This is a genomic window from Pseudarthrobacter sp. MM222 (assembly GCF_947090775.1).
GTDB lineage: Bacteria > Actinomycetota > Actinomycetes > Actinomycetales > Micrococcaceae > Arthrobacter.
Map to the genome: position 1 here is coordinate 3837322 of NZ_OX352321.1, position 14240 is coordinate 3851561.

The window sequence follows — 14240 nt, forward strand, 5'->3', positions numbered from 1 at the left end:
GTCATGCCAATACGTCTTCAGGAGGTCCTGGACCATCCGATGTTTTCTATCGCCGATCCCGTGATCCGGGCCGCGGCTGGCACGGCTGCGTGGACCCAGCTCCGCTGGATCCACTCCAGCGAGATCCTGGACATCGCTCCCCTGCTTGATGGCGGGGAGCTGCTGCTGACGGGAGGGGAGGGCCTCGCTCACGCCTCCGAGGAGCGGCAAATCACGTACATCCACCAGCTCGCAGAGCGGGGCGTGGCGGCCTTGGCCATCGAAACCGGCGTCGCCCTCCCCGCACTGCCGTCCGCCATGGTAGCGGCCGCCGAGGCGGCTGGACTTCCGCTAATCGAGCTCCGCAAAGTGGTGCCGTTTGTCGGCATAATGCAGGCCATCAACTCGACACTGGTCAGCGAGTCGGTTTCGCAGTTGCGGCGCGCCGACGAGGCGAGCCACGCGATGGCAGTCGAGCTGGCTCACGGAGGCAGCCTGGATCGGATCCTGGCCGTCCTCGCCGGCATCACTCGTTGTGAGGTGACACTGGCGTCCCTCTCGGGTGCCACCCTCGCAAGCGCAACAGCAGGAAACGGCGAGGACGACGAAACTGCCGGTCAGGATCACGCGCGGCTGATCCACATTGACGTGCCGGTACGCGGAATCTCCGCGGCTCAGCTGATGCTCCGGGTCCCGGCTAATGAAGACGAAAACCTCGCCCGAACAGCCGGAAAACGTTCCGTGGATATCCTTGCCCTGGCAATGCTGCAGCGGATGTCGCCCGGACTCCGGGAGGTTGCGGGCGCTGCCTTGATACGCGCGATCGATTCAGGCAGCCAGCCGTGGCGGCTTCAGCAGTTGGCCTCGGCAGCAGGCATTCCGGCCTCCGACGCGCTGGTGGCCGTGGTGGTCCGGTCAGATACTTCTCAACAGCTGCGGGCATCGGTCGAGCAGATGCTGGCCCGCGCAGCGAATTCTCACGCCACCTATGTTGACAATGCCGAGCTTCTCGCGGTGGCCAGCGTAGGCCGCGATGCCCCGGCCGAGAACCGGCAAAAGCTCCTAACCGGTCTGCTGGAGCTTCCGGCCCTGGCCAGAACGCTCGCGGCTGTGGGCCCATTGGTCGCCGGCGTTTCTGACGCTCCCTGGTCGCTGTCCGAAGCCAAGCTCACGTTGGAATTGGCGGCCTCCCGGGGGTGGTCCCGCCCGGACGCCGACGGCGCGCACCATCCCGTCATCGATGCGGAGGTATTCGCCGTGGAACGTCTCGCCGTTCAGTCCCTGGACCCCTATCAGCGACGGAACTTCGTGCGCCAGCAGTTGGGTGCGCTTCTGGACCACGATGCACAGCGCAATTCTCGGCTGCTCGACACCCTGGCAACGTGGATGGACTGCGGATGCAATACCGCCAGCGCCGCCCGCGAACTCCATCTGGAACGGCAATCAATGCACCAGCGGCTGCGTCGAATCTTCGAGCTGTGCGGCGGTGACCCCCGGGACACGGGCCGGCTGGCGGCATTGCATTTGGCCACCCGGCTCGCCAGGCTCGCGTGAGCCGCCAGACTAGGCCGGGCTCTGGCTTGGGCCTTCTTGCCCTGCGCTCCCGAGCGGACGTCCGCCCAACCGGGTTGTGACCTTGTGGGCCGCGGCTGCGCACGCTTCTCCCAGGCTCTGCAATCGATCCCGTGAAACGCGGAACCGGGGGGCCGAGATTAGGACGGCCGCCACGATGTCACCGCGGTGGTCGAGGACGGGGGCAGCCACGCCCACTTCGTCTATGGAGGATTCGCCGTAGTTGACGGCCCAGCCACGAGCCGTCACATCCTTGAGCTTGATCTGGTAGCCATCCAAGCCGGCATCATCGAGTCCCGGATACGTGATCGCTCCGCTGCGCAGGAGTGCACGGACGCGTTCGGTTGGCTCGGCGGACAGGAAGACCTGCACGGAGGCGCTCATGGCATCCGTGTACCGAACTCCAAGCGGGGTGGTGTGCCTGATCTGGTGGTGGCTGGCGATCTGTTCCACGCACATCGATTCTGCGCCGTTCCAGACCATAAGCGCACTGGTTTCGCCGGTCCGTTCGGTGAGCTCACGTAGGACCGGGTAGGCCACCCGGCGTTCCTCCAGTTCGGCGAGCAGGGGGCCAGCAATCGCGATCAGCCCCAGTCCGAGACGGAAACGGCGTGTTTCCGGGTCGCGTTCCACCAGGTGTTCCTGTTCGAAGGTGGCCAGGATCCGGGAAACGGTGCTTTTGTGCAGGCCGACACGGTTGGCAATCTCGGTGACCCCGAGCAGCGGCTCGTCGGCGGTGAATGTCCTCAGCACGGCGATGGCGTTGACGATGACGGAGGCGCCCTTGGTGTCGCCGTTTCCGTTGCCCTCGGGAGATTCTTGTTGACTCATGGTGGGTTCCATCATTCCGTACAGAAGCCAAAAAGCGGCGCCACGTGGGACGTGGCGCCGCTTCTTCGCGGATCAGGGGCGGTTAGGCACCGATGATGTTGTATTCCGGGCCGAAGGGAAACTTTGTGATGTTTTCGGCTCCGTCCTCGCCGACCACCAGGATGTCGTGCTCGCGGTAGCCGCCGGCGCCGGGCTGGCCGTCCAGGACGGTGATCATCGGTTCCATGGAGACCACCATGCCTGGTTCCAGCACGGTGTCGATGTCCTCGCGGAGCTCGAGTCCGGCTTCCCGGCCGTAATAGTGGCTGAGCACCCCGAACGAGTGCCCGTAGCCAAAGGTACGGTTGGCCAGCAGTCCGTGGCCCACGTAGATCTCGTTGAGTTCGGCGGCGATGTCCCTGCAGACGGCTCCCGGCTTAATGAGTTCGATGCCACGTTTGTGGACTTCAACGTTGATGTTCCACAGCTCCAGAGAACGGGCGTCGGGTTCGCCGTAAAACAGGGTGCGCTCCAGGGCGGTGTAGTAGCCGGACGTCATCGGGAAGCAGTTCAGGGACAGGATGTCGTGTTCCTGGATTCTTCGGGTGGTCGCCCAGTTGTGGGCGCCGTCGGTGTTGATGCCGGACTGGAACCAGACCCAAGTGTCGCGGATTTCCGAGTCCGGGAACGTCCGGGCGATTTCGTGGACCATGGCTTCGGTGCCGATCAGGGCGACCTCGTATTCGGTGATCCCGGCGGTGATGGCGTTGCGGATAGCCTCGCCGCCCAGGTCACCGATGCGGGCGCCGTGTTTGATGACCTCGATCTCTTCGGCTGACTTGATCATGCGCTGGCGCATGGCCGCCTGGGCGACGTCGACCAGGGTGGCCGATGCAAAGGCTGCCTGGATCTTGTTCCGGTTGTCCAGCGGGAGTGAATCGTCTTCCACGCCGATCCGGCGCGGGGAAATGCCGCGGGTACGCAGGACCTCCTGGATGGCGAAGATGTAGTTGTCCCGGCGCCAGTCCGTGTAGATCACGTTGTCGCCGTAGCTGCGGCGCCACGGCATGCCGGCGTCGATGTTGGCCGTGACGGTCACGGTGTCGTCCTTGGTGACCACCATGGCGTAGGAGCGGCCAAACGAGGTGAAGAGGAAGTCTGAGTAGTACTTAATGGAGTGGTAGCTGGTCAGGACGACGGCGTCCAGGCTCTTCTCCGTCATAATGCCGCGTAGCCCTGCCAGCCGGCGCTCAATCTCGGTATCGGAGAACGTGAGGCTGACCTTCTTGCCGTTGTTCAGGACCTTGAGGCGCTCCAGCTTGGTGACGTCGGTGGCGGCTTCGGATTGCGTGCTGGTCATTTGGGGTGTGCCTTTCTTCGATAGAACTCGAACAGTTGCGTTCAAAGCAACACTGTTGCAACAGATTATGCGTGACCTGACGCACAGTCAAGACCAAGCCCTGCCCTTCTCCGCGATACTTCTGGCGGAGACTTGCGGGATAAAAAGTGATTGACGTAACACCGGTGGCACCCTACAGTTGCACTCAACGCAACACTGTTGCATTCGTCTATAAGTTTTCTTGAACCCGAAAGAGGCCGCCATGACGGGCACCCTGAATCAACCCCTGGCCAGCGCCGACGCTGATATCGCACGTGCCATTGACCTTGAGCTGGAACGCCAGCAGTCCACTCTCGAGATGATTGCGTCGGAGAATTTTGCGCCGGCCTCGGTCATGGAGGCGCAGGGTTCGGTCCTGACTAACAAGTACGCCGAGGGCTACCCGGGCAAGCGCTACTACGGCGGCTGCGAGCACGTTGACGTGATCGAACAGCTCGCCATCGACCGGGTCAAGGCCCTGTTCGGTGCGGAAGCTGCCAACGTTCAGCCGCACTCCGGCGCCCAGGCCAACGCCGCCGCCATGTTTGCGCTGCTGGAACCGGGCGACACCATCATGGGACTGGCCCTGGCGCACGGCGGGCACCTCACCCATGGGATGCGCATCAACTTCTCCGGGAAGCTTTACAACGTAGTTCCGTACCATGTGCGCGAATCCGATATGACTGTGGACATGGCCGAAGTCGAGGCCCTGGCCCTGGAGCACCGGCCCAGGATGATCGTGGCCGGCTGGTCCGCCTACACGCGCCAGCTCGACTTCGCGGAGTTCCGCCGCATCGCCGACGCCGTGGGCGCCTACCTCATGGTCGATATGGCGCACTTTGCCGGCCTCGTCGCCGCCGGGCTGCATCCCAACCCGGTGCCCTATGCCGACGTCGTAACCACAACCACGCACAAGACCCTGGGCGGTCCGCGCGGAGGCGTGATCCTCAGCCGCGAGTCCCTGGCGCGCAAGATCAACTCCGCCGTTTTTCCCGGCCAGCAGGGCGGGCCGCTGGAACACGTCATCGCTGCAAAGGCCGTGTCCTTCAAAATCGCCGCAAGCGATGAGTTCAAGGACCGGCAGCAACGCACCCTGGATGGGGCCAAGATCCTGGCCGAGCGCCTGCTAGCACCGGACGTCGCCGAATATGGGATCTCCGTAGTGGGCGGCGGCACCGACGTGCACCTGGTCCTGGTGGACCTGCGCAACTCGGCGCTGGACGGGCAGCAGGGCGAGGACCGGCTGCACCGGATCGGCATCACCGTCAACCGCAACGCCGTTCCGTTCGACCCCCGGCCGCCGATGGTCTCCTCCGGGCTGCGAATCGGCACCCCCGCCCTGGCCACGCGCGGCTTTGGCCCGGCCGAATTCACTGAGGTTGCCGACATCATCGCCGAGGCCATCAAGGGCGAGCTCAGCGACGAGTCGGCCGTCCTGCTCCGCGACCGGGTCACGGTCCTCGCCGAAAAATTTCCGCTTTACCCGAATCTTTCCGGAACTGCCGGAACCACCCCGAACGGAGTTGCACAATGAGCACGGAACAGCTTCCGGAGCACCCGGAATTCCTCTGGCGCAACCCCGAGCCGAAGTCCTCGTACGACGCCGTGATTGTCGGCGGCGGCGGGCACGGCCTCGCCACCGCCTATTACCTGGCCAAGAACCACGGGATGACCAACATCGCCGTGCTGGAAAAGGGCTGGCTGGCCGGTGGGAACATGGCCCGGAACACCACGATCATCCGTTCAAACTACCTCTGGGACGAGTCCGCGGCGATCTACGAGCACGCCCTGAAGCTGTGGGAGATCCTGCCGGAGGAACTCGAATACGACTTCCTGTTCAGCCAGCGCGGCGTGATGAACCTCGCCCACACCCTGGGCGATGTGCGCGAAAGCATGCGCCGGGTTGGGGCGAATCAGCTCAACGGTGTGGACGCCGAGTGGTTGGACCCGAAGCAGGTCAAGGAACTCTGCCCCATCCTCAACATCAACGACAACATCCGCTACCCCGTGATGGGCGCCACCTACCAGCCCCGGGCCGGGATCGCCAAGCACGACCACGTCGCTTGGGCATTCGCCCGCAAATGCGATGAGCTCGGCGTGGACATCATCCAGAACTGCGAAGTCACCGGCTTCCTCAAAGACGGCAACCGCGTCGTCGGCGTCAAAACCAACCAAGGCATCATCCACACCGGAAAGGTCGGGCTTTGCGCCGCCGGACACAGCTCCGTGCTCGCCGAAATGGCCGGCTTCCGGCTGCCCATCCAGTCCCACCCCCTCCAGGCACTGGTGTCGGAGCTCCACGAACCCGTTCACCCCACCGTCGTGATGTCCAACCACGTCCACGTCTACGTCTCCCAGGCGCACAAGGGCGAATTGGTGATGGGCGCCGGCGTCGACTCGTACAACGGCTACGGCCAGCGCGGCTCCTTCCACGTGATCGAGCACCAGATGGCAGCCGCCGTCGAACTCTTCCCGATCTTCGCCCGCGCCCACGTGCTCCGGACCTGGGGCGGGATCGTGGACACCACCCTGGACGCCTCCCCGATCGTGGGCACCACCCCGGTGGAGAACATGTTCGTCAACTGCGGCTGGGGAACCGGCGGATTCAAAGGCACCCCTGCCGCCGGGCTGACCTTCGCCCACACCATCGCCACCGGCACACCCCACATCCTGAACAAACCCTTTGCCCTCGAGCGCTTCGAAACCGGCGCCCTAATCGATGAACACGGCGCCGCCGCCGTGGCCCACTAGAAAGAGGAACGGACATGCTCCTGATTCCCTGCCCCAACTGCGGCCCCCGGGACGAAACCGAATACCACTACGGCGGCCAGGCCCACGTGCCATATCCCGAGAACCCGGCAGAACTTACCGACCGGCAGTGGGCCGAGTACCTGTTCTACCGCGACAACACGAAGGGCGCGTTCGCCGAGCGCTGGCTTCACAGTACCGGCTGCCGGCAATGGTTCAACATGCTCCGCGACACCCTCACCTACGACATCCAGGCCGTCTACCCGATGGGCCAGCTGCGCCCTGCCTCGGGAACCACAGCGCCCGCCGTCCCCAGCCCCGTCTCCCCGGAAGGAGCCATCAAATGACCGCTCAGCCGCAACCCGCGCGTCTGTCCACCGGCGGACGCATTGACCGCAGCGTCATCTGGCGCTTTACCCTGGACGGCGAGGAATTCACCGGCCACCCCGGCGACACCCTCGCCTCGGCCCTGCTCGCCAACGGCCGGATCGCCGCCCGCAACTCCCTGTACGAGGACCGGTCCCGCGGCATCCTGTCCGCCGGCGTCGAGGAATCCAACGCCCTCGTCAAGGTCGCCCCCCGGTTCCCGGGCCACGTGGCCGAATCCATGCTCCCCGCCACCACGGTGACCCTCGTGGACGGACTCAGCGCCGAACTGCTCAACGGGCTCGGCAAGCTGGACCCCGACGAGGACCATGCCGAATACGACAAGAAGTATGTCCACACCGACGTCCTCGTCGTCGGCGGCGGCCCCGCTGGCCTAGCCGCGGCCCGCGAAGCCGTCCGAAGCGGCGCCCGCGTCATCCTCATCGACGACCAGCCCGAACTTGGCGGCTCGCTGCTGTCCGGCTCCACCGACCCGGCCCGCGCCGAGACCATCGAGGGGGTCGCCGCCCTGGACTGGGTCTCCAATGTCGAAACAGAACTGATCTCAGCGGCCGAGTGCACGGTGCTGAACCGCACGTCCGCGTTCGGGTCCTACGATTCGAACTACGTCATAGCGGCCCAGAACCGCACGGACCACCTTTCGAGCCCGGCCGCGCCCGGGGTGTCACGGCAGCGGATCTGGCACATCCGCGCCAGCCAGGTCATCCTGGCCCCCGGCGCCCACGAACGCCCGCTGGTCTTCGAAAACAACGACCGCCCCGGCATCATGCTCGCCTCCGCGGTCCGCAGCTACCTCAACCGCTACGCCGTCGCCGCCGGAAACCGGGTCGTTATCAGCACCACCAACGACAGCGCCTACGCCCTGGCCACCGACCTGAAGGCCGCTGGCATCCGCGTCGAAGCTGTCGTGGACGCCCGTCCGAAGCAGAGCAAAACAGCCGCCGCAGCCGCCGCGGCCGGAATCCGCGTGCTGATAGGCAGCGCCGTTGCCAACACCACTGCTGATGTGTCCGGCGACGGCCGGCTCCTCGGTGTCACCGTCCGGAGCATCAACTACGACGGCGAGCTCACCTCCGGCGTCGAACAGCTCGCCTGCGACCTGCTGGCCGTCTCCGGCGGCTGGTCCCCCGTAGTACACCTGCACTCCCAGCGCCAGGGCAAGATCCGCTGGGACGAGGACTTGGCGGCCTTCGTCCCCAGCAGCGTGGTGCCCAACCAGCAGGTGGCAGGTTCCGGCCGCGGCAGTTTCGAACTTGACGACTGCCTCGCCGAAGGCATCTCCGCCGGCGCCGCCGCGGTCGGTGCCATCGGCTTCGACACTGAAAACTCTGGCCCAGTCGTCGAGACGTCCGTCCTGGCTGAGCCCAAGGCGTCGGCCCCTACCCGTCAGCTCTGGCTGGTCCCCGGCCAGGACGGCGGCCCGGACGACTGGCACCACCACTTCGTCGACTTCCAGCGCGACCAGTCCGTGGCCGACGTCCTCCGCTCCACCGGGGCAGGGATGCGCTCGGTAGAACACATCAAGCGCTACACCTCGATCAGCACCGCCAACGACCAGGGCAAGACTTCCGGGGTGAACGCGATCGGCGTCATCGCCGCGGCACTCCGTCAGGCAGGCGAAGCGTCCCGGGGCATCGGTGAAATCGGCACCACCGCGTACCGCGCCCCCTTCACCCCCGTCGCATTCGCCGCGCTTGCCGGACGCCAGCGCCGAGAACTATTCGACCCGGCCCGACTTACCTCCATCCACTCCTGGCATGTCGCCCACGGTGCCCTCTTCGAAGACGTTGGGCAGTGGAAGCGTCCCTGGTACTACCCGCAGGCCGGCGAGGACATGGACGCAGCGGTGCTGCGTGAATGCGCCGCCGTCCGCGAATCCGTGGGCTTCATGGACGCCACCACCCTCGGCAAGATCGAGATCCGGGGCAAGGACGCGGGCGAGTTCCTGAACCGCATCTACACCAACGCGTTCAAGAAGCTCGCCCCGGGTTCGGCCCGCTACGGCGTCATGTGCACCCCCGACGGCATGATTTTCGACGACGGCGTCACTCTGCGCCTGGATCCGGACCGGTACTTCATGACCACCACCACCGGCGGCGCAGCAAAGGTCCTCGACTGGCTGGAGGAATGGCTGCAGACCGAGTGGCCGGACCTGGATGTGCACTGCACTTCCGTCACGGAGCAGTGGTCCACCATCGCCGTCGTCGGACCCAAATCCCGCGCCGTCGTGGCGAAGCTGGCCCCGGAACTGGCGGCCGACGGCGGCCTCGACGCCGACGCTTTCCCCTTCATGACGTTCAAGGAAACCACGCTGGCTTCCGGCATCCAGGCCCGGATCTGCCGGATCTCGTTCTCCGGTGAGCTTGCCTACGAAATCAACATCCCGTCTTGGTACGGGCTGAACACCTGGGAAGCCGTGGCCGCCGCTGGGGCGGAATTCAACATCACCCCATATGGCACCGAAACTATGCACGTGCTCCGGGCCGAGAAGGGCTACCCGATCGTCGGCCAGGACACCGACGGCACCGTCACTCCGCAGGACGCCGGGATGGAATGGGTTGTCTCCAAGGTCAAGGACTTCATCGGCAAGCGGTCCTATGCCCGCAAGGACGCCGGCCGCACCGACCGGAAGCACCTGGTAAGCGTCCTGCCCGTGGACGGCACCATCCGGCTCCCTGAAGGCACCCAGCTGGTGGAGCAGGGCATCACCGTCAACCCCGCCTACGGTCCCGTCCCCATGCAGGGGTTCGTGACCTCGAGCTACCACAGCGCAGCGCTGGGCAGATCGTTTGCCCTCGCCCTGATCAAGAACGGCCGCAACCGAATCGGCGAAACTCTGGTGGCCGCCGCCGGAGACCAGCTGGTGGACGTAGTCGTCGCCGAAACCGTACTTTTTGACCCTGAAGGGACCCGCAAAGATGGCTGACACCGCAGCACTCGAAAATTCCAAGAAGATCCAAACCCTCCGGATGAGCCCGGCATCGCCGCTGCGGACAGCTTTTGAAGCCGGATCCGTGGCGGGCACCGTGGAAATCCGGGAAGTGCCGTTCCTGACCATGGCCGGGCTCCGGGTCGATCCGGCCGGCGACTCCCGGAAGCGGCTGGGCACCCTGACCGGCGGCCTGCCGTCCGCTTCCGGGGAGGTCCGAAGCAGCGGCGAAACCGCCGTGTTGTGGCTCGGGCCGGCCGAATTCCTGCTCGTGGCCCCGGCGGAAGCTCATGAGAGCCTGGGCGGCGACCTTCCCGGTGCGCTGTTTGAGGCACTCGGCGACGACGCCGGCCAGGTGGTGGATCTCTCCGCCAACCGCACCACGTTCGAACTCTCGGGTCCCCGGGCGCGGGCCGTCCTGGAGAAGGGCTGCTCCCTGGATCTGCATCCCCGCGTCTTCAAGACCGGGACGGCCCTGTCCACCGAAATCGGCGGCATCCCCGCCGTGCTGTGGAAGACCGCCGAAGAGTCCTACCGGATATTTCCCCGAGCGTCCTTTGCCGAGTTCCTGGGCAGCTGGCTCCTCGACGCCATGCGCGAATACGCATCGCCAGAGGTCCCCTAAATGGCGCTGAGCGTCCTTGACCTGTTTTCTGTTGGCATCGGGCCGTCGTCGTCGCACACGGTCGGCCCGATGCGGGCAGCCAAACGGTTCGCGGACGGACTCAAGAGCGACGGACAAATGGGCTCCACGGCAAGGGTGCAGGCCGAGCTGTTCGGTTCCCTCGGCGCCACCGGCCGGGGACACGGTTCGGACAAGGCCGTGGTCCTGGGTCTCCAGGGCCAGGACCCGGACACGGTCGACACGGGAACCGCCGATGACCAGGTGGCGGCAGCTGCGCTGGATGCCGAACTCCGAATCGGTGGGGACCACCGGGTGGACTTCAACTGGGACGAGGACGTGGTGCTGCACCGCCGCAAGTCCCTGCCGGCCCACCCCAACGGCATGACCTTCCGGGCGCTGGACCACACCGGGGCAGTGCTCAGGGAACGCAGCTATTACTCGATCGGCGGCGGCTTCGTCGTGGACGGCACGGCACAGGGCGCTGACCAGGTGGTGGCCGACGACACCGTTCTGCCCTACCCCTTCACCACGGCCGACGAACTCCTGGACATCTGTCACCGCGAGAATATGTCCATCTCCGACGTCATGCTGGCCAACGAACTTGTCTGGCGCAGCGAAGCCGAACTCCGGGACAAGCTCCTGGCGCTGTGGGCTGTCATGCGCCAATGCGTGGAGAACGGCTGCGCGGCGGAGGGCATCCTGCCCGGTGGGCTGAACGTCAAACGGCGCGCCCCAGCGTTGTTCCGGACGCTGGCAGCAGCAGCGGAGAGCGCCGATGCGGAAGCCCTCAACCCCTCCCCCGTCCAGGTGCCCGCCGACCCGCTGCTCGCCATGGAGTGGGTGAACCTGTTCGCCCTCGCCGTCAACGAGGAAAACGCCGCAGGCGGGCGGATCGTCACCGCCCCGACCAACGGCGCCGCCGGGATCGTGCCGGCCGTGCTGCACTACTACGTCAAATTTGTCCCGGGAGCCAACGACGACGGCGTTATCCGCTTCCTGCTGACGGCAGCCGCCGTCGGGATCCTGTTCAAGATCAATGCCTCCATCTCGGGAGCCGAGGTCGGCTGCCAGGGCGAAGTCGGCTCGGCCTGCTCGATGGCTGCAGCAGGGCTCTGCGAAGTACTGGGTGGCACCCCCGCGCAGGTGGAAAACGCCGCCGAAGTCGGCATCGAACACAACCTTGGGCTGACCTGCGACCCGGTCGGGGGACTGGTGCAGATTCCCTGCATCGAACGTAACGCCATCGCCAGCGTCAAAGCCATCAACGCCGCCCGCCTGTGCCTGCACGGCGACGGCAGCCACAAAGTGTCGCTGGACAAGGCCATCAAAACCATGCGTGAAACTGGAGCTGACATGAAGACGAAGTACAAGGAAACCTCCCGCGGCGGCCTCGCCGTGAATGTGATCGAGTGCTGAGCCGTGGATACTCCGAAAAGCAGCGCTGAATATGTCCTAACCCTCGATTGCCCGGAGACTCGGGGACTCGTCCACGCCGTGTCCGGGTTCCTGCTCGAACAGGGTTGCGACATCTTGGAAAGCAAGCAGTTTGACTCGCAGGACGACGCCCACTTCTTTATGCGCCTCCACTTTGCGGCGGCCGGAGACTCGACCGGCGGACCGGCCGGCGTTGAGTCGCTCCGTGAAGCCTTCGTGCCGGTCGCCGATAAATTCGGCATGCAGTGGCAACTGCGCGAACACGCGGCGAAACGCCGGGTCCTGATCATGGTCTCCAAATTTGAGCACTGCCTCAACGACCTGCTGTTCCGCGCCCGCATCGGCGAACTTCCCATCGAGATAGTCGGGGTCGTCTCGAACCATCCGGACCACCGCGGGATCGTGGAATGGCACGGCATCCCCTTCTTCCATGTGCCCGTCACAGCGGACACCAAACCCGCAGCCGAAGCGACCCTCGTGGACCTGGTGGACCGGCTCGATGTCGAGCTCGTCATCCTGGCCCGTTACATGCAGGTCCTCAGCGACGACCTGACCCGCCGGATGGACGGCCGCGCCATCAACATCCACCACTCCTTCCTGCCCAGCTTCAAGGGCGCCAAGCCGTACCACCAGGCGCACGCCCGCGGCGTCAAGACCGTCGGCGCCACCGCCCACTACGTCAACGCAGAGCTCGATGAGGGCCCGATCATTTCCCAGCAGGTGGTGGAGGTGGACCACACCTTCGGTGCCGACGATCTTGTGGCCGCCGGAAGGGATACTGAGCGGAAAGCCCTGTCCAACGCCGTCCGCTGGCACTGCGAGGGACGCGTATTCCTGCAGGGCAACAGGACGGTCGTACTGCGCTAGCACCTGTCAGCCCGGTGCGAGCACTGGCACGCTGCCGCACCGCCGAAGACGCCGGCGCCGTGGCTGTGATGGCGTTGGAACGCGTTCCCGCGGATATCCGCGCCCAAAGGTTCTCACCCCTGGTACAAGTGCATCTGTCGCCTAGAAACCGACCGTGGGTGTGGCCCTCAATGCGTTAACAGCCCTGTCTGCGAGAACTTGGGCGTCACTTCCGGAATCAAGGATGGTATTCCGGGCTGAATCGGAATCGACCATAACGGCCGTAACGGCGAGGCCGTCCGCAGCCTCGGTCGTCAACAGAGCGTCCACCTGGGCCGAGAAGCAGGAGTCACTTGACTTGGCGTGAACGTCCATCGCCACCACGTGGTTGGTGGAGACGAAGTTGCCAACCCCCGCCATCAGCCGGATGATGACAGGCGTCGCACCTGCGGGCCGGATGCTCTGTGAGTCGATGATCTGGGAGAAGTGGTTGCCGATGACAGAGTTATTGCTGCCGCTGATACAGAGAAGTCCGTTGAGGTCGTCCAGCCCGTTGTCGACTCCCAGGAAGGGCGTCCAGGGCTCGTGGTCACGCAGGAAGTGATTCGTGGCCACGAGGTTTTCCGAACTATTGGCCGCGAGAATCAGCATCCCGGGGTAGAACGAATGCAGACGGTTGTTGGTGACGCTTGAACGGGTGACGCCGTCGAGATGGACGCTGCTCGCACCACGGGGGAATACGTTGTTCGCGGTTATCAGGAGCCCGCCATGGTTCTGGGCGTAGATCGAGTGACCCTTGAAGCCTGCTCCGACCAGGTTGTCGGTGATCTTGGATGCCTGTCCCCACCCGCGCAGCTCGATGCAGCTTCCGCATTCAGCGATGAAGTTGTCGTGAATGGAAAGCGCGTCCGCGTTGTAGATAGTGAGGGCGTTCTCAAGGTAGACGAACCCCATGCCTGATACGCGGAATGAGTCATTGGCGTTCGCGACGTAGATACCGGTCTTGCTGTTGACGTAGGTGTTCTCCGGATGCATATCCGAGCCATCCGAGTTGAAGTGCAAGCCGTCGATGCAGAAGTTGGAGAACTCAACCGAGCTGATCCGCGGGCTCCCGCTTCGCTCAACGTAGAAGGCAGCTCCTTGGGATTCCTCACCGTGACCGTCGACGGGAATGTCGACCAGAATGCGACTCCCTCCGGGCCACAGCTCATGCAAATCGGGCCATTGGTCTTCGGGAACGTTGAACCGGATGCTCGAGGACGTAAAGCCATGTCCCGAGCCATGGATCTTGAGGAAGCTGATGTCGATCACCACCTGCGTCCGAAGGTGGTAGTCCCCGGGCGGAATGTAGATCACCGCGCCTGGCTTTCCTCCGTTGTTCGCATCGGTGACGGTCTGCCGGTCCTTGATGTCAGCGATGATGCTGTTGATTACTTCACCGACGTCCTTGAACGGATTGCCGACGGGCCACGTCGTCACGTCGTAGCAGTTGTTGCTATGCATAGGTTCTTCCTTGTGTTGTGGTTCCTCAG

At 64.8% G+C, this 14240-nt stretch carries 11 protein-coding genes and 1 pseudogene; 9 read left to right on the forward strand and 3 right to left on the reverse strand.

The genetic code is table 11. The features are described from left to right. Positions 1 to 3: 3 nt before the first annotated feature. On the forward strand, positions 4 to 1533 hold the full coding sequence (locus tag OM977_RS17585) for a PucR family transcriptional regulator (RefSeq protein ID WP_264355173.1): 1530 nt from the start codon (positions 4 to 6) through the stop codon (positions 1531 to 1533). 9 nt (positions 1534 to 1542) lie between these two features. On the opposite strand, the gene OM977_RS17590 is transcribed toward OM977_RS17585, so the two are convergent. Both OM977_RS17590 and OM977_RS17595 read right to left on the reverse strand, forming a co-directional pair. After that, a complete protein-coding gene (locus OM977_RS17590; RefSeq protein WP_264355174.1) occupies positions 1543 to 2382 on the reverse strand; it encodes an IclR family transcriptional regulator in 840 nt (279 codons plus the stop codon). Positions 2383 to 2464: 82 nt separating this feature from the next. Next, complete coding sequence (locus OM977_RS17595) at positions 2465 to 3721, reverse strand: aminopeptidase P family protein (RefSeq protein WP_264355175.1); 1257 nt, start codon at positions 3719 to 3721, stop codon at positions 2465 to 2467. A 241-nt stretch (positions 3722 to 3962) separates the two neighbouring features. Here OM977_RS17595 and glyA point away from each other — a divergent pair, with 241 nt between their 5' ends. The 8 genes and pseudogenes from glyA to OM977_RS19775 all read left to right on the forward strand — a co-directional run. Then, entirely contained in the window at positions 3963 to 5273 is a 1311-nt protein-coding gene (glyA, locus tag OM977_RS17600) for a serine hydroxymethyltransferase (protein ID WP_264355176.1), read from the forward strand. Continuing rightward, positions 5270 to 6490 carry a sarcosine oxidase subunit beta family protein gene (locus OM977_RS17605; RefSeq protein ID WP_264355177.1) on the forward strand — a complete coding sequence of 407 codons (1221 nt, stop codon included), beginning with the start codon at positions 5270 to 5272 and terminating at the stop codon, positions 6488 to 6490. Before glyA ends, OM977_RS17605 begins: the two co-directional genes overlap by 4 nt. A gap of 14 nt (positions 6491 to 6504) precedes the next feature. Beyond that, complete coding sequence (locus tag OM977_RS17610) at positions 6505 to 6834, forward strand: sarcosine oxidase subunit delta (RefSeq protein WP_264355178.1); 330 nt, start codon at positions 6505 to 6507, stop codon at positions 6832 to 6834. Then, positions 6831 to 9800 (forward strand): 2Fe-2S iron-sulfur cluster-binding protein, encoded by a 2970-nt coding sequence (locus tag OM977_RS17615; protein ID WP_264355179.1) that lies wholly within the window; start codon positions 6831 to 6833, stop codon positions 9798 to 9800. The genes OM977_RS17610 and OM977_RS17615 overlap by 4 nt, the downstream gene beginning before the upstream one ends. Next, positions 9793 to 10428, forward strand: a complete 636-nt coding sequence (locus OM977_RS17620; RefSeq protein WP_264355180.1) for a sarcosine oxidase subunit gamma — start codon at positions 9793 to 9795, stop codon at positions 10426 to 10428. Before OM977_RS17615 ends, OM977_RS17620 begins: the two co-directional genes overlap by 8 nt. After that, on the forward strand, positions 10429 to 11844 hold the full coding sequence (locus OM977_RS17625; protein ID WP_264355181.1) for an L-serine ammonia-lyase: 1416 nt from the start codon (positions 10429 to 10431) through the stop codon (positions 11842 to 11844). It abuts the gene before it with no gap. A 3-nt stretch (positions 11845 to 11847) separates the two neighbouring features. After that, a complete protein-coding gene (gene purU, locus OM977_RS17630) occupies positions 11848 to 12729 on the forward strand; it encodes a formyltetrahydrofolate deformylase (protein WP_264355182.1) in 882 nt (293 codons plus the stop codon). Next, a pseudogene (locus OM977_RS19775) lies at positions 12672 to 12836 on the forward strand (pyridoxal 5'-phosphate synthase lyase subunit PdxS); the annotation flags it as partial. The gene purU and the pseudogene OM977_RS19775, both read left to right, overlap by 58 nt. Before the next feature lie 34 nt (positions 12837 to 12870). Here the strand turns inward: OM977_RS19775 and OM977_RS17640 are convergent. After that, complete coding sequence (locus tag OM977_RS17640; protein ID WP_264355183.1) at positions 12871 to 14211, reverse strand: NosD domain-containing protein; 1341 nt, start codon at positions 14209 to 14211, stop codon at positions 12871 to 12873. Between the last annotated feature and the right edge of the window lie 29 nt (positions 14212 to 14240).